This is a genomic window from Duganella kummerowiae, assembly GCF_053572355.1.
The window spans coordinates 1-22,874 of the sequence record NZ_JBKFEH010000002.1 but is presented as its reverse complement, the minus strand read 5'-3'; the positions used below and the strand labels follow the sequence as shown (position 1 = coordinate 22,874).

The following is a 22,874-nucleotide window of genomic DNA, read 5'->3' as shown; positions in this document are numbered from 1 at the left end:
TACATGAGCTTGCTTAAAGGAGCGGGCTCATGTACCAATGGCAGACCTGACACCATGGGGGGCACCATGGGGGGGCACCATGGGGTGGACACCGAAGGGGGACAGGCAAAAAAACGGAGGCTGAGGCCTCCGTTGTCTTTTACAGCTGCGCCAGCCAGCGCTTGCGGTAGTCCAGCCACCCGGGCAGGGCCAGCGGCTCGGCTACCGTGTTGGCCCCGGCCGGGACCTGGCCCCAGTGGTGCAGCATCCAGCCGCCGCAGGTGGTGCCGCTGGTGTCGTCCGAGGAGGCGATCTGCTGCTGCGGACGTAGCGCCGCCAGCAGCGGGCCGAACCAGGGGTTGTTCGTATAGCTGCCTTCCACCACCACCGGACCGGCCGCGCCCAGCGCCGCCAGGCAGTAGTCGCTCATCAGCACGCAATACAGCGTGGCCAGGGCGTAGCGTTCCTGCGGCGTCTGCGGCGCCGGTCCCACGATGCTGCCGGGACGCCCGGCAAACGGGCCGCCCGCCGCCGAATAGCACGGCAGGGCCATGGTTCCCTGCGCGACCAGGCGCTGCAGGTCTTCCACGCTGCATGGCTGCGGCTCGGACCCGGCCAACTCGCCGAACTCGCGACCGCCCATGAAGCGCATGCAGGCCACCGGCTGGCCCAGCGCATTGCTGTTGGCCAGCATGTCGGCTTCCTCGCGCAGGCCGTCCAGCGGCATGCCGATGGCGGCCGCGATCACCCAGGTGCCGGTCGACAGCACGGTCAGCGGCTCATCCTTGCCCGCACCGTGCAAATGGCGCAGCAGCGAGGCGTTGCTGTCGTGGATGCCGCAAATGATCTTGCAGTCCGCCGGCAAGCCGGTGCGCCCGGCCAGCTCAGTCTTGATGGCGCCCAGCGAAGCCCAGGCCGGCTGCAGGGCAGGGAACAGGCCGCTCCAGCCCATGCGTTCGATCAGCGAGGAATACTGCTGGCGCGCCGGCTGCCACAGGTCGGTATGGCAGCCCAGCGAGGTCACTTCGCTGGCGGCCATGCCGCCCAGGCGCCAGGCCCAGTACTGTGGATACATCAGGATGTGGCGCGCGCGCTGGAATTCGGCCGGGAAGGCTTGCGCCTGCCACACCAGCTGGCGTCCCAGGTTGAGGCCCGCCGGCAGCTGCGGCGAGCAGGTCGTGTCATAGGCGGGACGCAGGCTGCCGTAATCGGCCAGCTGGGCTGCAGGCGGCTCGAACTCGTAATCGAGCACCGGCAGCACCAGGCCGTCCTCGTCCACCAGGGCGGCGGTGGCGCCGTGCGTCACCGGTACGATGGCCGAGACATGCGCCAGGCCGGCGAACTCGCCCATGGTGTCCAGCATCCAGTTCCAGATCCGCTCCGTATCGTGGTGCGGATAGGGCCCGTCCTTGACCACCGCATTGGGGATGCGGCGCTCGGCCAGGGTGGCCCCTGCCTCGTCAAGCAGGACCAGCTTGACGTTGGTCTTGCCGATGTCGAGGACGATGGTGGCGTCCTGCACCGCCATCATTTGGCAACCTTCTTGCCGCGCAGCAGGCGGGGCAGGGCGATGGTCACCAGCAGCAGGATGCCGACCACGATGGTCATGTAGATGCCGGGGATATTCGCCAGCGACAGGCCGTAGGTCACGGTACCCAGGGTCAGCACGGCCAGCATCACGCCGCCTATGGTGCCGGCGCCGCCGGCAATGCTGACGCCGCCCAGGATCACCATGGTGATCACTTCCAGTTCCCAGCCCACCGCGATATTGGGGCGGGTGGAGCCGATGCGGCCGGTCAGCAGCCAGGCCGCCAGGCCGGCCATCAGGCCGGTCAGCATGAACAGGGCCAGGCGGTAGCGCTCGACCGGGATGCCGGAGAAACGCGCTGCGATCGGGTTGTTGCCGATGGCGTAGATGCGGCGGCCCCAGGTGGTGGTGTGCAGCACCACGGCAAACACGGCGGCAAACACCAGCAGCAGCACGAATTCACGCGGGATGAAATCGAAGAAGTAACCCTGGCCCCAGTCCGCCATGATCTGCGGATACCCGGTAAAGGCCTTGTCGCCCAGCACCACGCTGGCCAGTCCGCGGAACAGCGACACGGTGCCGATGGTGACCACGATGGAGGGCAGGGCGAAGCGCGTCACCAGGAAGCCGTTCAGCCAGCCGCAGGCGGTGCCGGCCAGCAGGGCGATGGGCAGCAGGGCTTCCGGCGGGGCGCCGGCGGCCTTGGCCATGCCCATGGCCACCGAGGACAGCGCCAGGATGCCGGACACGGAAATGTCGATCTCGCGGATGATGATCAGGAACGCCATCGGCAGCGCGATCAGGGCCTTTTCGCTGAAGTTGAAAGTGCCGTCGGCCAGGTTGTACGGATCGAGGAAGTTGGGCAGCAGGGCGCCGTTGACCACGAAGGCGATCAGCAGCAGCAGCGCCAGCAGGCTTTCCCAGCGGCCCAGGGCGGCGCCCAGCTTGAACGGCGGCTTGTCCGCGATCACATAGCGCGAGTTGTTGGGCACGGAGGTGAGGATGGTGGAATTCAAGCTGCGCTCCCGTTAGCCTGTGGTTTGATCAGATGCAGCGGCAGGATTTGCCGCCCCTTGCTCTTGCCGCCACGCGAATTGATCAGCACGGCGGTCAGGATGACGATGCCGGTCAGCGCGCTTTGCCAGAATGGCGACACTTTCACCACCGGCAGGGCGTTGCCGATCACCGACAGGAACAGCCCGCCCAGCACGGCCCCGGCCACGCTGCCGGTGCCGCCGGCGATGCTGATGCCGCCGATCACGCAGGCGGCAATCACGGTGAACTCGAAGCCGTAGGCGATCTCGGTGTAGGCGACGGCGTAGCGCGCCACCCACAGGTAGCCGCACAGGCCGGCCATCAAGCCGGACAGGCCGTAGGTCCAGAACAGGCGGTTGGCGATGGGGATGCCCACATAGCGCGCCGAAGCCGGCTCATTGCCGACCGCGTAGAGGTCGCGCCCGAAGCGGCTGTGGCGCGCCACATACCATGCCACCAGCACGGCAATCACGGCGATCCACACCAAATGGGTGACGCCCAGCAGGGTGGACAGCGGGAAGGCGATGAAGTCGGCCGGCATCTGGTGCGAGGAGACCCAGGCGCCGCCGGACAGCACGAACACCATGCCGCGGTACACGCTCATGGTGCCCAGGGTGACCACGATGGGCGGTAGCTGCAGGTAGCCGATCAGATAGCCGTTGACCAGGCCCAGCAGCAGGCCGGCGCCGGCCGCCACCAGCAGCACCACGGCCAGCGGCAGGTCCGGGTGCTTGGACGCCAGCAGCGCCGACAGCATGCCGCACAGGGCCAGGTTGGAGGCCACCGACAGGTCCACGCCACGGGTGACGATCACCAGCATCTGGGTCAGGGCCAGCATGATCAGGAGTGTGGAGTCGGTCAGCAGGTTGGCCAGGCTGGCGCCGCTCAGGAACACCGGTGCGCGCCAGCCCACCAGCAGGATCAGCGCGACCGTCAGCAGCGCCAGCTGGACTTCGCGTAATTTCAACAGTTTCATTGGGATTCCTCGACGGGCAGGTGGATGCCCGATGCCGCCGCCACCACGATTTCGGGCGTGGCTTGCGCGCGGCTGTATTCATTGATGATGTGACCCTGGTGCATGACGATCACACGGTCGGCCAGGCCCAGCACTTCCGGCAGCTCGGACGACACCAGTATCACGGACAGGCCCTGCGCCACCAGCTCCGCCACGAAGCGGTGCACGGCGGCCTTGGAGCCGATGTCGATGCCCTTGGTCGGTTCATCGAGGATGATGACCTTGGGATTGGTGGCCAGCCACTTGCCCAGCACGACCTTCTGCTGGTTGCCGCCAGACAGTTCGGACACCAGCTGGCACAGGTTGTGCGCCTTCAGTTCCAGCTGTTCGGCGTAGTGGCGCGCCACCGTGTTTTCCTGCTTGCGGCGGCCGCGCAGGAAGAAGCCGACCCGGTTCAGGATGGGCAGGGTGATGTTGTGCAAAATCGGCAGCGACAGGTGCGCGCCCTGGTGCTGGCGGTCTTCCGGCACGTAGGCGATGCCGTGCTTGATGGCGTCGGCCGGGCAGGTGATTTTCACCTGCTTGCCGTCCATGGTGATCTGGCCGCGCACCGAGGTGGACAGCCCAAACAGGGCTTGCATCACTTCCGAGCGGCCGGCGCCCACCAGGCCGTAGAAGCCCAGGATTTCGCCGCGGCGCAGCTGGAAGCTGACATCCTGGAATTCGGTCGGGTGGCAGAACTTGCTGATCTCCAGCAGCACCGGGCCCGGTGTGACGTCGGCCTTGGGATAGGCCTGGTGCACGGCGCGGCCCACCATCAGGGCCACCAGTTCCGGTTCGGTGATGGCGTCCAGCGAGCCGTCGGCCACGAACTGGCCGTCGCGCAGCACGGTGTAGCTGTCGGCCACGGCATAGATTTCGTCGAACTTGTGCGAAATGAAGATGACGGCGGTGCCGGCCGCGCGCAGCTGGGCGATGATGCGGTACAGCTCCTGGATCTCGCGCTGCGACAGCGAGGCGGTGGGCTCGTCCATGATCACCACCCGCGCATCCTGCGACAGGGCGCGGGCGATTTCCACGAAGTGGCGCTGCGCCACGCTCAAGTCCTTGACCCTGGCGCGCACGGGGATCGCCACTTCCAGGCGCTCGAACAGCTTTTCCGCTTCCGACTCGATGCGGGCCCAGTCGATGCGCCCGCCGGCCGCGCAGGGCTGGCGGCCCACGTAGATGTTCTCGGCCACGGTCAGCTCGTCGAACATCACGGTTTCCTGGTGCACGGCGGTGATGCCGGCGCGGGTGGCGTCCTGGGCGTTCTTGAAGCGCATCGGCTTGCCATCCAGCTCCAGTGTGCCCTCGTCCGGGGTGTAGATGCCAGTCAGGGTTTTTACCATGGTGGACTTGCCGGCGCCATTCTCGCCGATCAGGGCCATCACTTCGCCGGGGCGGATGCTGAGCGATACCTTGCTCAGCGCCGTGATGCCGGCAAAGCGCTTGGTCACGCCGGACAGTTTGAGCACCGGCGCCGCATCGCGGTTGAGCGGCGTGCGGGCGAGGGGCGCGCTGGCGGCCGCCGGCGTGGGCTGGGCCGTGCCTGCCATTACATTCATTTGCATGGACCTTATCCGCTTAGAAGATCTTGGAGAACTTGTCGACGTTGCCTTTGTCGTAGACGAACGGCGGCGCCATGGCTCCTTCGCCGTTGGCGTCCAGGGCGATGGTGCCCATGCGGCCGGCGTGTACGCTGCCGCCGGCCTTGGCGCCCGGGTCGCCCTTGACGAAATCGTAGGCGGCGTAGGTGGCGGCATAGCCCAGGTCGATCGGGTTCCAGATCGCGAATTCGCGCACCGCGCCGGACTTCACGTGGCCGGCCATTTCGGACGGCAGGCCCAGGCCGGTGACGTACACCTTGCCCACCAGCTTTTCATCGACCACGGCCTTGCTGGCCGCCACGATGCCCACCGTGCTGGGCGAAATAATGGCTTTCAGGTTGGGGTAGCTGCGCAGCAGGCCCAGGGCTTCGCGGTAGCTCTTGTCGGACTGGTCGTCGCCGTACACGGTGGCCACCAGTTTCAGCTTGGCATACTCGGGCTTTTCCAGTACTTTCTTCATCACGCCTATCCAGATGTTCTGGTTGGTCGCTTGCGCGGAGGCGGACAGGATGGCGATCTCGCCGGCGCCGCCGGCCGCTTCGGCCGCCATCTGGATCTGCTTCTCGCCGATCAGCTCGGGGCTGGACGGGTTCAGCTGCATCAACCGGCCTTCGGGGGCCAGGCCGCTGTCGAAGGAAATGACTTTAATCCCGCGCTGCATGGCTTTCTTGGCGATGGGCACCAGCGCGTTCGGGTCGTTGGCCGAGATCACGATGGCGTTGACCTTCTGGCTGATGAGCGAATTGACGATTTCGATCTGGCCTTCGGCGCTGGGGGTGGTGGGGCCGGTGTAGATGATTTCCACGTTCTTCAGTTCGGCGGCCGCCTCCTTGGCGCCATTGTGGGCGGCGTCGAAGAAGCCGTTGCCCAGGCTTTTCACGACCATGGCGATGCGGACTTTTTCATCGGCCTTCTGGCTGTTGCAGCCAGTGACGGTGGCGATGATGCCTGCGGCCAGGGCGGCCCATATGATTTTATTCAGTTTCAATGCGAAATCTCCGATTGGTACAAGGCGGCCGACTGGAAGTCGAAGGTGGGGTTATAGTTATTGGAGGCTACCTGGGGCGGCATGGCTTCCGGCGCCACCGTCACCACGCGCACGCCGGACTGCTCCAGCAGCTGCACGGCGGAGTCGGAGGCGTAGGTATCGGTGATCACGCAGGACACGCGGTTCAGGCCGCACAGGATCAGGCCGGCCTTCTTGGCGAACTTCGAGCTGTCGGCCAGCACGATCAGTTCTTCGGCCTGGCTGATCAGGCGCTTCTCGGCCTGTATCAGCAGCGGATCGGCTTCCATCAGGCCCAGCAGCGACAGGCCGTACACGCTCATGAACATCTTGGCGGCGTAGTGGTGCTGGGTGATGTCGTTGTCGAAGGGGCTGAGGATGACGTTCTGCTCGCGGTAGACCTTGCCGCCGGGCAGGATGATTTCGTTTTCGCTGGAAATGAGCAAACGCTCAGCCATCAGGAAGGAGTTGGTGAGTATCTTCAGGTGCTGATCGGCGAGGAACTCGGCCATCATGAAGGTGGTGGTGCCGCCATTGATGATGATTGTCTCGCCTTCGCTACACATGCCGGCCGCGTAGCGGGCAATGGCGCGCTTGCGTTCGGCGTAGCACTGGATATTGTTCTGGAATGTTTCGCTGGTGAGCGGGAAACCACGCTTCTTTTGCTGCAGATTTGCTGCACCGCCGCGCGTGCGGGTGAGCAGATTGCGCGCAGCCAGCCAGCTGATGTCGCGGCGCACGGTGGCGGGCGAGGCGCTCAGCCATTCGACCAGTTGCGGCACAGTGGCGCTTTCGTGCTCGGCGAGCAGCTTCAGCAAACGTTTACGGCGCTTGTGATTGACCATTCTTCGTCTCCTCTTGTTGTCGAAACACTCCTGTCGTTGCTGCGCTGCGGAAGGCAGATCGATCCAGGGTGCTACTTTTCTTAGTGTAAAGACTATCTATTTCGTATTCTGACGTCAATCACTGATCGATCAATTCGCTGATTGTTTCCACGAACCGCTGGAATATCGATCAAAATCCGATCATGATTATGATTATTCCGCTGTTAGTCATCATCTTGATCGTTCTCGGATTGACACCCCCCGGCCGGCTGATTTCTACTGACTGCGGTTGCCACCTCAGGCAAAAAGAACATATTTCACAACGGAGATCAGCAATGAAAGAACCCAAGCAGAAAGAACCGATCAGCTCCTTATGGGACGACAGCGTAGCCGCCAAGATGAGCGAACCCGAACTGCTGTTGTACCGCTCCAACCTGCTCGGATCGGATCTGCGCATCACCAACTTCGGCGGCGGCAATACTTCGGCCAAGGTCATGATGGCTGATCCGCTCAGCGGCGAGCAAGTCGAAGTCCTGTGGGTGAAGGGCTCCGGCGGTGACCTGGGCAGCATCAAGCTGGACGGCTTCTCGACCTTGTACATGGACAAGCTGCAGGCCCTGAAGAACCGCTACCGCGGCCTGGAGCACGAAGACGAGATGGTCGGCTACCTGCCGCACTGCACCTTCAACCTGAATCCGCGCGCCGCCAGTATCGACACCCCGCTGCACGCCTACATCAACCGCAAGCACGTCGACCACATGCACCCGGACTCGGTGATCGCGATTGCCGCCTGCGCCAACAGCAAGGAACTGACCGCCAAGATCTTCGAAGGCGAACTGGGCTGGCTGCCTTGGCAGCGTCCGGGCTACGACCTGGGCCTGAAGCTGGAAGAAGTGTCGAAAAACAACCCGCAGCTGAAAGGCATCGTGCTGGAAGGCCATGGCCTGTTCACCTGGGGCGACACCGCCAAGTCCTGCTATGAAACCACGCTGGCCATCATCAAGCGCGCCGGCGACTGGCTGGACGCCAACGTGGCGCAACCGTCGTTCGGCGGCGCCGCCGTGCAGCCGCTGCCGGCTGAAGAGCGCGCCGCCTTCGCGGCCCGCCTGATGCCTATCCTGCGCGGCAAGATCAGCCAGGGCGAGTACAAGCTGGGCCACTTCGACGACCAGGACGCCGTGCTGGAATTCGTCGGCAGCCGCGACCTGAAACCGCTGGCCGCCCTGGGCACTTCCTGCCCCGACCACTTCCTGCGCACCAAGATCCGTCCGTTCGTGGTGGACTTCGATCCGCTCAACCCGGACTTCGACAAGCTGGTGGCCGGCCTGGACGATGCCCTGGAAGCCTACCGCGCCGACTACAAGGCTTACTATGACCGCTGCAAGCGCGCCAACAGCCCGGCCGTGCGCGACGCCAACCCCATCATCTACCTGATCCCCGGCGTCGGCATGCTGTCCTTCGCCAAGGACAAGGCCACCGCGCGTATCGCCGGCGAGTTCTACGTCAACGCCATCAACGTGATGCGCGGCGCCAACGGCGTCGACAAATACGTGGGCCTGCCGGAACAGGAAGCCTTCGACATCGAATACTGGCTGCTGGAAGAAGCGAAACTGCAGCGCATGCCCAAGCCGAAATCGCTGGCTGGCCGCATCGCCCTGGTGACTGGCGGCGCCGGCGGCATCGGCCAGGCCGTTGCCAAGCAGCTGCTGACCGAAGGCGCTTGCGTGCTGCTGACCGACATCGACGGCGAAGCCCTGGAAGAAGCCCGCAAGAACCTGGTGAAAGTGGCCGGCAAGGACAACGTCGCCACCGTGGTGGGCAACATCACCGGCGAGGACGCCGTGGCAAACATCCTGAAAGCCTCGGCCCTGAACTTCGGCGGCGTCGACCTCTTGATCTCGAACGCCGGCATCGCCTCCTCGGCGCCGCTGGAAGACACCACCCTGGAAGTGTGGAACCGCAACCAGGACATCCTGGTCAAGGGCTACTTCCTGGTCAGCCGCGAAGCATTCCGCATCATGAAGCAGCAGAAGCTGGGCGGTTCCATGGTGTTCGTCGCTTCCAAGAACGGCCTGGTGGCATCGGCCGGCGCCTCGGCCTACTGCACCGCCAAGGCTGCTGAAATCCACCTGGCCCGCTGCATCGCGCTGGAAGGCGCCGCCCACGGCATCCGCGTCAACGTGGTCAATCCGGACGCCGTGATCCGCGGTTCGCGCATCTGGGACGGCAAGTGGAAGGAAGAGCGCGCCCAGTCGAACAAGATCGACAGCGACAACATCGAAGAGTTCTACCGCAACCGCAGCATGCTGAAACTGAGCGTGCTGCCGGAAGATATCGCCGAAGCCGTGTACTTCCTGGCTTCCGATAAAGCGGCCAAGAGCACCGGCAACATCATCAACGTGGACGCCGGCAACGCCGCCGCCTTCACGCGCTAAGACCAGGTTATCCGGAGGCCGGGCGGGAGCCTGGCCTCCGGCAAAAAACACGAAGGAGACGAGATATGAGCACCATCATCGATCAAGGCCTGGTGGCTGAGCACAACGCCAAGCTGCAGGCCGACCTGAACGCCGATTACGATGCACTGGCAGGCGTACTGCAACGCCGCGGCGTGGACATCGAAGTCCTGACCGCAAAAGCACAAGAATTCACCGTCGCGCTGCCCAGCTGGGGTGCGGGCACCGGCGGCACCCGTTTCGCACGCTTCCCCGGCAAGGGCGAGCCGCGCAACGTGTTTGAAAAACTGGAAGACTGCGCCGTCATCCACCAGCTGAGCCAGGCCACGCCGGGCGTGTCGCTGCACTTCCCCTGGGATAAGATCAGCGATCCTTCCGAACTGCGCGAAAAAGCCCATGGCTATGGCCTGTACTTCGACCTGGTGAACTCCAACACCTTCCAGGATCAAGTGGGCCAGGAGCACACCTACAAGTACGGCAGCCTGTCCGCGCAAAGCGCCGGCTCGCGCGCCCAGGCGGTGGCGCACAACATCGAATGCATCGAACTGGGCAACGCGCTGGGCTCGAAAGGCCTGACCGTGTGGGTGGGCGACGGCGCCAACTTCCCCGGCCAGAACAACCTGCGCGGCTCGCTGGAGCGCTACCTGGACAGCATGCGCGCCATCTACGCCGCGCTGCCGGCCGACTGGCAAGTCTACATCGAGCACAAGCTGTTCGAACCGGCGTTCTACGCCACCGTGATCGCCGACTGGGGCACCAGCTTTGCCTGCGCCCAGGAACTCGGTCCGAAAGCGAAATGCCTGGTCGACCTGGGCCACCACGCACCGAACACCAACATCGAGATGATCGTGGCCCGTCTGGCGCAGTTCGGCAAGCTGGGCGGCTTCCACTTCAACGACAGCAAATACGGCGACGACGACCTGGATTCCGGTTCCATCAACCCGTTCCAGCTGTTCCTGGTGTTCAACGAGCTGGCCGATGCGGCCGAACGTGAAGGCGCCTCGTTCAAGACCGCCAACATGCTGGACCAGTCGCACAATGTGACCGATCCTATCGAAAGCCTGATTAGCAGCGCCTCGGAAGTGCAGCGCGCCTTCGTCCAGGCCGCACTGGTGGATCGTAACGCCCTGCGCGGCTTCCAGGAATCGAACGACGTGCTGAACGCCGCCCAGACCCTGAAGAAAGCCTTCCGCACCGACGTCAGCCCCATCCTGGCCATGGCCCGCCAGCGTTCCGGCGGCGCGATCGATCCGGTGGCGGCTTACCGCGCCTCCGGCTACCGCGAAAAAGCCGGCGTGGCACGTCCTCCGAAAGCTGGCGCCAGCAGCAGCGGCATCGTCTAAGCCGGCGTGCGAGTCCCTATGAGCAAGCGCGATACGCGCGTGCAGGCGGCTTGCCGCCTGCTCATTTGCGCCGCCACCATGGCGGCGGGGGATGGTGCCCTTGCCCAGCAAAGCCAGGACCCGGCAACGGGTCCTGGTGGCACTTATCGTTTTTCAACCGTGCAGGATGTGCAGCGCCACCTGGCCGCTCCGCCTGACAACGCGCGTCCCATGGTGCGCTGGTGGTGGTTCGGCCCGGCCGTGGTCCAGCCCCAGCTCGAGCGCGAAATCCTGGCCATGAAGCAGGGCGGTTTCGGCGGGTTCGAGATCCAGCCGGTCTACCCCATGGAACTGGATGACCCCGCGCGCGGCATCCGCAACGTCCCTTACCTGTCGCCCGACTTCCTGGACGCGGTCAGCTTCGTCAATCAAAAGGCCCACCAGAACAATCTGCGCGTCGACATGACGCTGGCCAGCGGCTGGCCCTATGGCGGCCCGAATGTGCCCGTCACCGAGGCCGCATCGCGCATGCGCGTGGTGCCCGTGGCCCTGCCGGCAGGCGCCGATTCCGTGGCGCTGCCCTCCATCGGCAGCGGCGAGAAGCTGGTGGCCACCTTTGTCGGCGCCGGCGACGCCAAGCAGTACGACGCCACCAAATTACAGATCACCGAACCCTTGCTGGCCAATGGCCGCGCGAAGATAGCCGCTGCCGGTGGCGCGCGCGTGGCCGTGTTCTACATCGCCAGCCGCACCGCGCAGCAGGTCAAGCGCGCCGCGCTGGGCGCGGAAGGCTTCGTGCTCGACCACCTGAGCCGCAAGGCAATCGACCATCACCTGGACGTGGTGGCCGAGCCGCTGCTGAAAGCCTTTGGCGACCAGCCGCCCTACGCCGTGTTCTCGGACAGCCTGGAAGTCTACAACACCGACTGGACCGACGATTTCCTGGCCGAGTTCCAGCGCCGGCGCGGCTACGATTTGAAGCCGCTGCTGCCCATCGTCTACAGCGGCCAGGGCCCGGACGCCGGCGCGCTGCGGCGCGACTGGGCGCTGACCCAGACCGAACTGGTCAACGAAAACTACCTGACCCCGGTCGACAACTGGGCCAGGAAGCACAACACGCGCTTCCGCTCGCAGACCTATGGCGAGCCGGCCGTGTCACTGTCCAGCAACCGCCTGGTCGACCTGCCGGAAGGCGAGGGCCCGCAGTTCCGCGAATTCTCGTTCACCCGCCTGGCCACCTCGGCCGGCCACCTGTACGACCGCAACGTCATCTCGGCCGAGACCTGGACCTGGTTGAATTCGCCGGCGTTCAGCGCCACGCCGCTGGACATGAAGGTGGAGGCGGACCGCATGCTGCTGCAGGGCGTGAACCTGTTCATCGGCCATGGCTGGCCCTACACGCCGCCGGGCGCCCAGGAGCCGGGCTATTCCTTCTACGCCGCCGCCGTGTTCAACAACCACCAGCCGTGGTGGAACGTGATGCCGGACGTGACTTCCTACCTGACGCGCACCAGCTACCTGCTGCGCCAGGGTTCACCCGTCAACGATGTGGCCCTGCTGCTGCCCAACGACGACGTGTACGCCGAGACCCAGCCGGGCAAGGTGTCGCTGTCGGCCGAGATGCACAAGCACGTCACGCCGAAAGTGGTGGAGCAAGTGCTGGACGCCGGCCACAACCTGGACTACGTGGACGCCGAAGCCCTGCGCGACAGCGGCAAGCGCTATCCGCTGGTGGTGCTGCCCAATACCAAACGCATCTCGCCCGATACGCTGGAACGCCTGATCAAGTACGTGAACGGCGGCGGCAAGGTGATTGCCGTGGGCAGCAAGCCTTCGCTGGCGCCCGGTTACAAGGATGCCGCAGCCACCACCGAGCGCGTGCGCAAGCTGAGCGACCAGCTGTTCGCCCTGTCCGGCGCGCAGTTCGTGACGGACGAGGCGGCGCTGGGCGCGGCGGTCGGCAAGGCCATTGCGCCGGACTTCCGCGCCAAGTCGCAGGCGTCCGAAATCGGCTTCATCCGCCGCAAGCTGGCCGATGGCGATATCTACTTCATCGCCAACACCAGCAACCATGAGGTGCGCACCAGCGCCACGGTGGCCGCCAAGCGCGCCCATGCTTCGTGGTGGAATCCGCATGACGGCTCGGTCACCCCGGCCAAGGTCAGCCCCGCGCTGGACCTGGTGCTGGCGCCGTACGAGTCGCGCGTGCTGGTCCTGTCGGACAAGGCGCAGGCCCCGGGCGTACCCGCTCCGGCAGAGCTTAAAACCACCACCCTGGCCGACCTGGGCAGCGGTTGGCAGCTGAGCTTCCCCGGCGCGGAAGGCGCGCTGGCCCAGCCGCGCACCCTGGACAAGCTGAGCTCCTGGGCCGACGACATCGCCACGCGCTACTACTCCGGTATCGGCGTCTACACCAAGGCGGTGACGCTGGATGCGGCGCAGCTGCAAGGCCGCGTCAAGCTGGACTTTGGCCCCGGCACGCCCCTGGCCAGCACGCCCAAGGTGCCGGCAGGGATGCGCGCCATGCTCGATGCGCCCATCCGCGAGGCGGCCGTGGTCTACGTCAATGGCCAGCGCGCGGGCGCGGTCTGGCATCCGCCTTACCAGCTGGATGTGAGCTCGCTGCTCAAGCCCGGCGCCAACAAGATCGAGGTACAGGTGGCCAACCTGTCCATCAATCTGCTGGCGGGTCAGGATCGGGTGGACTACCGTTTGCTGTCGGCCCGCTATGGCAAGCGCTTCGAGCCGCAGGATACCCATTTGATCACCCCGCGCCCCTCGGGCATGCTGGGACCGGTGCGCCTGCTGTCTGAATCTGCGCAGTGAGGAATGCGATGAAACGAGTGACTGCATCCTGGCTGCGCGCCTGCTGGCTGGGCTTCGCGCTCCTGCTGACGGCAGGCGTACAGGCCAGGGACTACAATGCCGCCGACTATGGCGCCAAGGGTGACGGCGTCACCCTGGACACGGTCGCCATCCAGAAAGCCATCGACGCCGCCGCCAGGGAAGGCGGTACGGTGGTGTTCAAGCCCGGCACCTACCTGAGCGGGTCCATCTTCGTGAAAAGCGGGGTCACGCTCAAGGTGGACAAGGGTGTGACCATCCTTGGCTCGCAGCGCCTGCAGGACTATCCGGTGCTGCCGACCCGCATCGCCGGCATCGAAATGAGCTGGCCCGCCGCCCTGGTCAACGTGTATGAGCAGAGCAAGGCCGCCATCATCGGCGACGGCGTCATCGACGGCGACGGCAAGGTGTTCTGGGACAGCTATTGGACCCTGCGCAAGACCTACGAGCCGCGCGGCCTGCGCTGGGCATCGGACTACGACGCCCAGCGTCCGCGCCTGATCCAGGTGTTCAACTCGAAAGAGGTGAAGGTGGGCGGCGGCCTGCAGCTGCGCCGTTCCGGCTTCTGGACCCTGCACATCTGCTATTCCACCGACGTGACCGTGGACGGCGTCGTGATACGCAACAACGAAGGCGGCCTGGGGCCCTCCACCGACGGCATCGACATCGACTCGTCCAAACGGGTGCTGGTGCAGCATGCCGACATCGACGTCAACGACGATGCGCTGTGCCTGAAGGCGGGCCGCGACTCGGACGGCCAGCGCGTGGCGCGCAGCACCGAGGACGTGGTGATACGCGATTCCATCATCCGCTCCGCCGCGGCCGGCGTCACCTTCGGCAGCGAGACCTCGGGCGGCTTCCGCAATATCGAGGCCTACAATATCACCACCCTGAAGGGCGTGCCGGTCGGCATCCTGTTCAAGTCGGCGCACACGCGCGGCGGCTTTGGCGAGAACCTGCGCCTGCACGACTTCACGATGATCGATACGCCGGTGGTGGTGCGCATCACCATGAACTGGAACCCCAGCTACAGCTACGCCGAGATTCCGAAAGAGATCAAGGACTATCCGCACCACTGGACCGTGCTGTCCACCCCGGTGCCCAAGGACAAGGGCAGGGCGCGTTTCCACGACGTGAAGATCTGGAACATCAAGGCCACCGGCGCCACCACGGCCTTCGAGGTGGACGGCTACCAGGATGTGCCGCTGGAACGCTTCGTGCTGCGCGACCTCGACATCGAGGCCAAACAGGGCGGCCATATCTACGATGCCAGGGACTGGACCTTCTCCGGCAAGCTGCAGCTGAAACTGGGCAGCCCGATCGCGCTGGAACAGAACCAGGGCGTGCAGGGCCTGCCGGCGGCGTCAGCCAAGGCCGGCCCGCGCATCGAGAAGGAAGATCCCTCCAAGAAGAGCTTTGAAGAACAGGACAAGAGCTAAACCATGAGACTGTCGAAACACCACCTCGCGCTGGCGGCCGCCTTCGGCCTGGCCAGCGGCGCGCTGAGCGCGCAGCAGCAAAACTATCCTTTGCCGACGCCGGAAATGCAGGCCATCGTCGACAAGGACACCAGCCGGTTCTTCGGCGACGCCCCGGCTGACGGCGGCCCGCTGGCCACCGACTTGTCGCCCGCGCTGACCCCGGCCGCGATCGACAAGGCGCTGCGCAAGGTCGCCGACTGGCAGCTGGAACGCACCCAGCGCCACCTGGACAAGATCTGGACGTCGGCCGTGCTGTTCAGCGGCTTCATGGCCGCCAGCGAAGCCACCGGCGATCCCAAGTACCGCGACGCCATGAAAGCCATGGCCGACAAGTTCGAATGGAAGCTGCGCACGCCGTATCCGAACGCCGACGATATTGCCGTAGCCCAGACCTATATCGAACTGTACATGCGCGATCCCAAGCCCGAGTACCTGGCCAGCACCAGGGCCGAGCTGGAAACCCTGATCAACCTGAAGACGCTCAAGCCCAACGACGAGCGCCTGCCCTGGTGGTGGTGCGACGCGCTGTTCATGGCGCCGCCGGTATGGGCCAAGATGTACAAGGTGACCGGCGAACGCCGCTATCTGGACTATGTACACACCCAGTGGCGCAACACCTACGATCTGCTGTACGACAAGGAAGAGCACCTGTACGCGCGCGACGCAAGCTACAAGACCAAGCGCGAGCCGAATGGCAAGAAGGTGTTCTGGTCGCGTGGCGAAGGCTGGGTGATGGGCGGCCTGGCGCGCACCCTGGACTACATCCCGCTGGACGATCCGCAGCGTCCCTTCTATGTGCAGCAGCTGCAGGAAATGTCGGCCCGCATCGCCCAGTTGCAGGGGCCGGACGGCCAGTGGCACGCCGGCCTGCTGGACCCGGCCACCTATCCGCTGCCGGAAACCTCGGGCGCGGCGCTGTTCGTGTTCGGCATGGCCTATGGCGTCAACCACGGCTACCTGGACGCCAAGACCTACCGTCCGGTGATCGAGCGCGCCTGGGCTGGGCTGCTGAAAAATATCTACGCCGACGGCCGCCTGGGCGGCATCCAGCAGACCGGCGCCGAGCCGGCCTTCTACCGCCCGACGTCCAGCTTTAACTATGGCGTGGGCGGCTTCCTGCTGGCCGCGTCGGAACTGAAAAAAATGACTGGAGCAGCAAAATGACCATCCGTGCCTTCCGCATGAAACTCAAACCCGGCCAGGTGGAGGAGTACAAGCGCCGCCACGATGAACTGTGGCCGGACCTGGGCCAGGCCTTGAGCAAGGCCGGCATCTACGATTATTCGATTTTCCTGGACGAGGAAACCCTGCACCTGTTCGCGGTGCTCAAGCTGTGGCCCGACCACAAGATCGAAGACCTGCCCAACCAGCCGGTCATGAAGCGCTGGTGGGATTACATGGCGCCGCTGATGGAAGTGGAGCCGGGCAACCGGCCGACCGAGTGGCCGCTGCAGCAGGTGTTCCACTTCGCATAAAGGTAAAACGGCGAAAACAAGAACGGCGGCCGCTTTGCAGGGGCCGCCGGTTTTGTATGCGTGAAGACTTATTTTTTCGCGGCGTCCAGCAGGCCGCGTGCGCGCAGCCATTCCTCGGCGCGGCGTGGCCAGTCGGACGAGGTGCCCAGCCCGGCGCGCATGCCCATGCCATGGCCGCCGCGCTGGAACAGGTACATCTCGGCCGGCACCTTGGCGCGGGTCAGTGCCTGGTAGAACAGGATGCTGTTTTCGACCGGGACCGTCTGGTCTTCCTGGGTGTGTATCAACAGCGTGGGCGGGGTGGCGGCGGTGACCTGCTTCTCCACCGACATCAGCTCCATCGCGTCCGGTGTGGGCGTGGCGCCCAGCAGGGCCTTGCGTGAGCCGGCATGCACGGCTGGCTCATACATGCTGATCACCGGGTACATCAGCATCAGGAAGTCGGGCCGGGCCGAGGTGGCGTCCAGCGGCGCGCCGGTCTTGCCGGCCGGGTTGTCGAACAGGGTGCCGGCGCTGGCCGCCAGGTGGCCGCCGGCCGAGCTGCCCATCACGCCGATGCGGGCCGGGTCGATCTTGAAGTCGGCCGCGCGCGAGCGCACCAGGCGCACCGCGCGCAGCACGTCCTGCAGCGGGGCAGGGTGGCCGTACTCCTGCATGCGGTACTTGAGCACGAAACTGGTGATACCCAAAGTGCTCAGCCAGGTGGCATACTGGATGCCCTCGCGTTCCGCCGATTCGCGCACATAGCCGCCGCCGGGGCAGATGATGACGGCGGTGCCGTTGGGGCGGTCGACGGCCGGGCCGATCACGGTGATGGAGGGCTGGCTGACATTGGCCCAGTAGCCGCCGCCGCTTTTTTCAGGACCGATGTCGCGCGCACCGGGCACGCCTTCAGGCCACAGTGGGATTTCCGCCGGCGCCGCGCAAGCGCTATGCATCACGAATGCCATAGCTAGGGATAGGACGATTTTTTTCATGGTCAAAGGATAGCAGATGTTGAAGAAAAGTTTAGCTGTGCTGGCGGTGTGCGCCACCTTGGGCGCTTGCGCGTCCACGCCGACGACGGACACCAAGGCGCTCAATTTGTTCAATGGCCGCGACTTCAGCGGCTGGACCCTGGAAACCCAGCCCGCCGCCAGGGTCGACGACGTGTTCAAGGTGCTGCCTGGCGGCGTGATCGCCTCCACCGGCGCGCCCTCCGGCTTCCTTGGCACCACCGCCACTTACCGCAACTACCAGCTGCACGTGGAGTGGCGCTGGAGCGGCAAGCCCGGTAACGGCGGCGTGCTGTTGCACATCAGCCCCGGGGAGTACGACCGCGTGTGGCCCATCAGCCAGCAGGTGCAGACCAAGATCGGCAGCGTGGGCGACCTGCTGCCCATGTCCAGCGCCAGCTTTGCCGAGCCGCTCACCAGCGCCCCCGGCACGGCGCCGCGCATCAAGGCCCACACGGCGCCGGACAGCGAAAAGCCGGCCGGAGAGTGGAACGTGGCCGACATCGTGGCCCGCGACGGCGCCATCGAGGTGACGGTCAACGGCGTGCTGCAGAACCGCGTCACCCGGTCGCAGCCGGCCTCGGGGCGGGTCGGCTTCCAGCTGGAGGGCGCGCCGTACGAACTGCGCAACGTCACCCTGACACCGCTGGATTAAGCTGGCCCAGGCACCGTCATTCCCGCGCACGCGGGAATCCATGCTGCGCCGACTGCGGCACGGCCCGGGATCAGGGCTTGCGCTTGAGCCAGTCCGCCGGCACCGGAACGATGCAGATGTTCATGGTGCGGCCATCCTCGGACAGCATGGCGGACTGTATCTCGATCTTGGTGCCGTCCGCATTGAAGGTTGGATGCGGATGGTCGGCCGCCGTGGTCTTGTGGCCGGTGGTCAGCATCTTCATTTCGCGCGTCTTGCGGTCGATCAGGTAGACCGAGCGGCTGAAATCGTCGCCCACGGCCCAGCGGCCGTCCGAGGAACCGTGCACGTGCCACAGGCCGCTGCCCGATGGCGTCTGGCCGGCGATGGTCATTTCGCGCGTGCGCAGGTTGACGATGGCCAGGCCGCTCGGCTTCTCGCGCGTGCCGGCATTGCCCCAGCCTTCGTCCTGGCCCGGATTGGCGCCTTCCACGCCGGTGGCCGGCGCGCCCACGCCGCCCGCGCCGCCAGGGATAGGGCGGTGGCCCATGATGGCCATGGCCACTTCGTCCTTGCTGATCACGGCTTCGTGCGTTACCCATTCATACGACGCCTCCGGGTACAGCGGACGCAGGCCGCTGCCGTCGGCCTGCACGGTCCAGGTACGCTGCGGCGACTTGCCGCCGGTCTCCCAGCAGAACACGATCTCGCCCGGGTTGAACAGGTTGGCCTGGATATGGCCGATCTGGAACGGTACCGACACCACGTGCCTGAACTCACCAGTGCGCAGGTTCATGCGGGCGATGCCGTTCGGGCCGGCGCCCATCTTGCGCGGGCCGAAGGGTTCCTCGATCTTGGTGCCCGGCGCCAGGTGCCGGGCCGCCTCGTTTTTCCCGACGCGGAAATAGACCCATTCCTCGTCCGCGTCCAGCGCCATGTCGCCGCCTGCCTCCATCTCCACCGGCGTGGTGCCGGCGATGCGCTGGTAGGCGTCGGCGGGCTTGAGCTTGTGGGCGGCGCTGTCGGCGAACAGGCGTTCCAGGTCCACCTCCACGATCTGCAGGCGCTTGGCGCCTTCGGCCGGGTCGTTACGCATGAAGTACAGCTTCATGGACTTGCGCGCCAGGTTCAGCATGCCGGTATAGCCGCCTTCGCTGACCTGCACGATCTCGCCCGTTTTCTCGTTGACGGCCAGCGCTTCGCCGCCGGCCAGCTTGGAGCGGAACACCACCCATTTGCCGTCCGAGGTCCATTGCGGGTGGGTGGGGTAGATCTTGGAGTCGCCGTGCGGTTTGCTGGTCAGGAAGGTCAGCATGGTGCCGGTGACGGGGTCTTTCACGACCTTGCGCTCGGACGGGAAGCGCTTGCCGATTTCAGCGTGGGCGGCGCCGCCAGCCAGCAGCGCGGCGCACAGCGCGGCGTAGAGAGGAAGTTTCGCGTTCATACTTGGCGTCCAGGTGAAAAAAGATTGATTGTCATGCCAGACAAGCAAATCAAATGCTCATCTACGTGATTCTTTTGTCGCCCCTGCTCTTTGGTGTCCACCCGCGGGTGTCACACCCGCGGGTGTCAGGTCTGCCATTGGTACATGAGCTTGGTAGAACAAAGCGACCTGATGTACCAATGGCAGACCTGACACCGGGCGGCGGACACCGGGCGGCGGACACCGGGCGGCGGACACCGGGCGGCGTGACACCGGGTGACGGACAAGGGCGGAATGTAACGCTCATTTACATGATTCTTTTCGCCTGCGGCGAAATACAAAATAAAATCATGGCATAGAATTATCGGATGAACCGATATCTCAAGGCGTTGGGCACCGCCGTCACCTATCTTGCCCTGTCCTTCGTGTCCACGGCGTCGGCGCAAACGCCGCCCGCGGCCGCCGTCAACACCGACCCGCGCCCCGGCGGCATGCCGCTGGTGATGCCGGAACCGGCCAACCCCAAGCTGCCCACCTTGTTCTTCATCGGCGATTCGACCGTGCGCAACGGCCGCGACGATGGCCAGGGCAAGGGGCCGGCGGGCCAGTGGGGCTGGGGGAATCCGATCGCGGCCTACTTCGATCCGGCCAAAATCAACGTGGTCAACCGCGCCATCGGCGGCTTGAGCAGCCGCACCTATATGACGGCCGGCCACTGGGAGCGCACCCAGGCCTTCATCAAGGCCGGCGACGTGGTGATCATGCAGTTCGGCCACAACGACAGCAGCGCCATCAACGACGACAGCCGCGCGCGCGGCACCATCAAGGGCGTGGGCGAGGAAACCCAGGAAATCGACAACCTGCTGACCAAGCAGCACGAGGTAGTGCATTCTTATGGCTGGTACCTGCGCAAATACGTGGCCGACATCCGCGCCAAGGGCGCCACGCCCATCATCGCTTCGCCAATTCCGCGCAAGTCCTGGGACGATGCGGGCAAGATCAAGCGCAACAAGGGCGATTACGCCGGCTGGGCCGCAGAAGTGGCGCGCCAGATGAATGTGGGCTTCATCGACCTGAATGACAACGTCGCCAAAAAATACGATGAACTGGGCCGAGACGCCGTCATGCAGCTGTTCCCCATCACCACGCCGGACGAGCATACCCACACCAACTGGGCCGGCGCCGAGCTCAATGCCCAATTCGTGATTGCCGGCCTGAAGGCCTTGAAGGTGCCGGTGGTGCTTTCCGCGCTGAACGCCAAGGCGGCCGCCATTCCCGCCGCCGAGGATGACCGTCCCATCCTCGATGCGTCCAAGGTCAAGGCAGAGGCGCCGCGCGACGCCAGCCTGCCGTCGCTGTTCCTGGTCGGCGATTCCACCGTCAAGAGCGGCGGCGCCAATGGCGCCATCGGCTGGGGCGAGCGCATCGCCCAGTTCTTCGACCCGAAAAAGATCAATGTGGTGAACCACGCCATTGGCGGGCGCAGTAGCCGCACCTTTTATACCGAGGGCCGCTGGGCCAAGGTGCTGGAGCAGCTCAAGCAGGGCGATGTCGTGGCCATCCAGTTCGGCCACAACGATGGCGGCCGGATCGGCGATCCGGCCATGAAGAACCGTGCTTCCGGCAAGGGCACCGGCCCGGAGACCGTGGAAGACACCAAACCGGACGGCAGCAAGGAGCAGGTCCACACCTTCGGCTGGTACATGGCCAAATACGTGGCCGACGCCCGCGCCAAGGGCGCCACCGTGATCCTGCTGTCGCCCGTGCCGCACAAGGACGCCTGGGAGCAGAACCGTGACTTCGCCACTTTCGCCGCCTGGGACCAGGAAGTGGCGCAGAATGGCGGCGCGCTGTTCGCCGACCTGACCATGGTGATCAGCGACGGCTACCGCAAGCTGGGCGCGCAAACCGTGGGCACCTATTTCTCCGATGCGCGCACCCATACCAATGAAGCCGGCGCGCTGTTCAATGCCCAAAGCGTGATTGCGGCCTTCAAGGGCCTGAAGGGTAATCCGTTGGGCGGCTACCTGTCGCCGGAAGGCCAGAAAATACCCGCCGCCGAGCTTAAACCGGTACCGCCGCAGGCTGCCGCCGGCGCGGCTGCGGCGCCTGCTGTCGCTGCTATTCCCCCTGGCGCCGCTCCGATGCCGGCAGGCGCTGTCGCGACGGCTACCGGCACCGCAGACGGCAGCGTCGCCCTGTCCTGGCTGGGCAAGGCCGCGCCGCAGCTGGCGTCTGGCGTCAGCTGGGGCGTGCCCTGGCCGCAGGGGCGCTACCAGAAAGGCCAGCAGTTCGAACTGGCGGGCGCGGATGGCAAGACCCTGCCTCTGCAAACATGGACACTGGCCTATTGGCCGGATGGATCGCTGAAATGGAGTGGTTTTGCCACAGTCGCCGGAGCCCAGTCTCCGGCGTCGTTGTATTTGAGGCCAGTAAAATCGGCCTCCGCTCCGGCAGCGGGCCTGATGCTCAAGCAGCAGGGCGGCCGGATCGAGGTCGACACGGGCGCCATCCAGGCCACCGTGCGCACCAGCGGCAGCAACCTGGTGGACAGCATTAGCATCGGCGGGCGTGTAGTGGCGCGCGACGGCCGCCTGGTGGCCATCCTGCAGGACGGCCCGGATGGGGACAGCGGCGCCGCGCCGCGCCGCGACACCTACCTGAGCCAGGTACGCGCCGTGACGGTGGAGCAGTCCGGCCCGGTGCGTGCCGTGCTCAAGATCGACGGCGTGCACAAGGCCGAGAAGGGCGCCCGCAGCTGGCTGCCGTTCAGCGTACGGCTATACTTCTACGCCGGCCAGGAAGCCATCCGCGTGGTGCACACCCTGACCTACGACGGCAACCAGGACAAGGATTTCATCCGTGGCGTGGGCCTGCGCTTTGCCGTGCCGCTGCGCGAAAAATCGTACAACCGCCATGTGCGTTTCTCCGGCCAGGAGGGCGGCCTGTGGGCCGAGCCGATACAGCCCGGCGCCGGCAATGCCGCCCAAGTGGCGGGCCAGCGCATAGACGGCGGCAAATTCTACGATCCCGATCCGGTCGAGCAGTACGCGATCTGGAGCGACTACCGCTTGACCCAGCCATCGCCGGACGGCTTCACCATCCACAAGCGCACCAACGGCAAAAGCAGCTGGGTGTTCGCGGGCGCCGGCAAGCGCGCTTCCGGCCTGGCCTATGTGGGCGACGTCAGCGGCGGCCTGGCGCTCAGCATCAAGGACTTCTGGCAATCCTACCCCAGCGGCCTGGAAGTGGGGGGGGAGGCGCGAGGGAG

General features: G+C 65.4%; 16 protein-coding genes. 8 read left to right on the top strand and 8 right to left on the bottom strand.

Annotation, left to right across the window (positions count from 1 at the left end; genetic code table 11):
- Positions 1-139 precede the first annotated feature (139 nt).
- Genes ACLB1G_RS00920 through ACLB1G_RS00895 form a run of 6 tightly spaced genes read right to left on the bottom strand, consistent with a single transcriptional unit; the run spans position 140 to position 6,997 of the window.
- Complete coding sequence (locus ACLB1G_RS00920; protein ID WP_491625296.1) at positions 140-1,510, bottom strand: FGGY-family carbohydrate kinase; 1,371 nt, start codon at positions 1,508-1,510, stop codon at positions 140-142.
- Positions 1,507-2,523: an ABC transporter permease gene (locus ACLB1G_RS00915; protein WP_491625295.1), complete on the bottom strand. Its 1,017-nt coding sequence runs from the start codon at positions 2,521-2,523 to the stop codon at positions 1,507-1,509. The genes ACLB1G_RS00920 and ACLB1G_RS00915 overlap by 4 nt, the downstream gene beginning before the upstream one ends.
- Positions 2,520-3,518: an ABC transporter permease gene (locus tag ACLB1G_RS00910; RefSeq protein WP_491625294.1), complete on the bottom strand. Its 999-nt coding sequence runs from the start codon at positions 3,516-3,518 to the stop codon at positions 2,520-2,522. Before ACLB1G_RS00910 ends, ACLB1G_RS00915 begins: the two co-directional genes overlap by 4 nt.
- Positions 3,515-5,110, bottom strand: a complete 1,596-nt coding sequence (locus ACLB1G_RS00905) for a sugar ABC transporter ATP-binding protein (protein WP_491625293.1) — start codon at positions 5,108-5,110, stop codon at positions 3,515-3,517. The genes ACLB1G_RS00910 and ACLB1G_RS00905 overlap by 4 nt, the downstream gene beginning before the upstream one ends.
- Positions 5,111-5,123: 13 nt before the next feature.
- A complete protein-coding gene (gene rhaS, locus ACLB1G_RS00900; RefSeq protein WP_491625292.1) occupies positions 5,124-6,134 on the bottom strand; it encodes a rhamnose ABC transporter substrate-binding protein in 1,011 nt (336 codons plus the stop codon).
- Positions 6,131-6,997, bottom strand: a complete 867-nt coding sequence (locus ACLB1G_RS00895) for a DeoR/GlpR family DNA-binding transcription regulator (RefSeq protein WP_491625291.1) — start codon at positions 6,995-6,997, stop codon at positions 6,131-6,133. Before ACLB1G_RS00895 ends, rhaS begins: the two co-directional genes overlap by 4 nt.
- A 314-nt stretch (positions 6,998-7,311) precedes the next feature.
- Between ACLB1G_RS00895 and ACLB1G_RS00890 the strand changes: the two genes are divergently transcribed.
- The 6 genes from ACLB1G_RS00890 (at position 7,312) to ACLB1G_RS00865 (ending at position 16,551) form a co-directional block, all read left to right on the top strand.
- Positions 7,312-9,411, top strand: a complete 2,100-nt coding sequence (locus ACLB1G_RS00890; protein WP_491625290.1) for a bifunctional rhamnulose-1-phosphate aldolase/short-chain dehydrogenase — start codon at positions 7,312-7,314, stop codon at positions 9,409-9,411.
- A gap of 65 nt (positions 9,412-9,476) precedes the next feature.
- Positions 9,477-10,772, top strand: a complete 1,296-nt coding sequence (gene rhaI / locus ACLB1G_RS00885; protein ID WP_491625289.1) for an L-rhamnose catabolism isomerase — start codon at positions 9,477-9,479, stop codon at positions 10,770-10,772.
- An 18-nt stretch (positions 10,773-10,790) separates the two neighbouring features.
- Positions 10,791-13,577: a glycosyl hydrolase gene (locus tag ACLB1G_RS00880; protein ID WP_491625288.1), complete on the top strand. Its 2,787-nt coding sequence runs from the start codon at positions 10,791-10,793 to the stop codon at positions 13,575-13,577.
- 8 nt (positions 13,578-13,585) lie between these two features.
- A complete protein-coding gene (locus ACLB1G_RS00875; RefSeq protein WP_491625287.1) occupies positions 13,586-15,034 on the top strand; it encodes a glycoside hydrolase family 28 protein in 1,449 nt (482 codons plus the stop codon).
- 3 nt (positions 15,035-15,037) lie between these two features.
- Entirely contained in the window at positions 15,038-16,240 is a 1,203-nt protein-coding gene (locus ACLB1G_RS00870; protein WP_491625286.1) for a glycoside hydrolase family 88/105 protein, read from the top strand.
- Positions 16,237-16,551 (top strand): L-rhamnose mutarotase, encoded by a 315-nt coding sequence (locus tag ACLB1G_RS00865; protein ID WP_491625285.1) that lies wholly within the window; start codon positions 16,237-16,239, stop codon positions 16,549-16,551. The genes ACLB1G_RS00870 and ACLB1G_RS00865 overlap by 4 nt, the downstream gene beginning before the upstream one ends.
- A 68-nt stretch (positions 16,552-16,619) precedes the next feature.
- Here ACLB1G_RS00865 and ACLB1G_RS00860 read toward each other — a convergent pair whose 3' ends face one another.
- On the bottom strand, positions 16,620-17,489 hold the full coding sequence (locus tag ACLB1G_RS00860; protein ID WP_491625284.1) for an alpha/beta hydrolase: 870 nt from the start codon (positions 17,487-17,489) through the stop codon (positions 16,620-16,622).
- A gap of 55 nt (positions 17,490-17,544) precedes the next feature.
- Here ACLB1G_RS00860 and ACLB1G_RS00855 point away from each other — a divergent pair, with 55 nt between their 5' ends.
- On the top strand, positions 17,545-18,201 hold the full coding sequence (locus ACLB1G_RS00855) for a 3-keto-disaccharide hydrolase (protein ID WP_491625283.1): 657 nt from the start codon (positions 17,545-17,547) through the stop codon (positions 18,199-18,201).
- 70 nt (positions 18,202-18,271) lie between these two features.
- On the opposite strand, the gene ACLB1G_RS00850 is transcribed toward ACLB1G_RS00855, so the two are convergent.
- On the bottom strand, positions 18,272-19,624 hold the full coding sequence (locus ACLB1G_RS00850; RefSeq protein ID WP_491625282.1) for a TolB-like translocation protein: 1,353 nt from the start codon (positions 19,622-19,624) through the stop codon (positions 18,272-18,274).
- A gap of 347 nt (positions 19,625-19,971) precedes the next feature.
- On the opposite strand from ACLB1G_RS00850, the gene ACLB1G_RS00845 reads away from it, so the two are divergent.
- Positions 19,972-22,874, top strand: a 2,903-nt coding sequence (locus ACLB1G_RS00845; RefSeq protein ID WP_491625281.1) for an exo-rhamnogalacturonan lyase family protein, incomplete at its 3' end; no start/stop codon positions are given.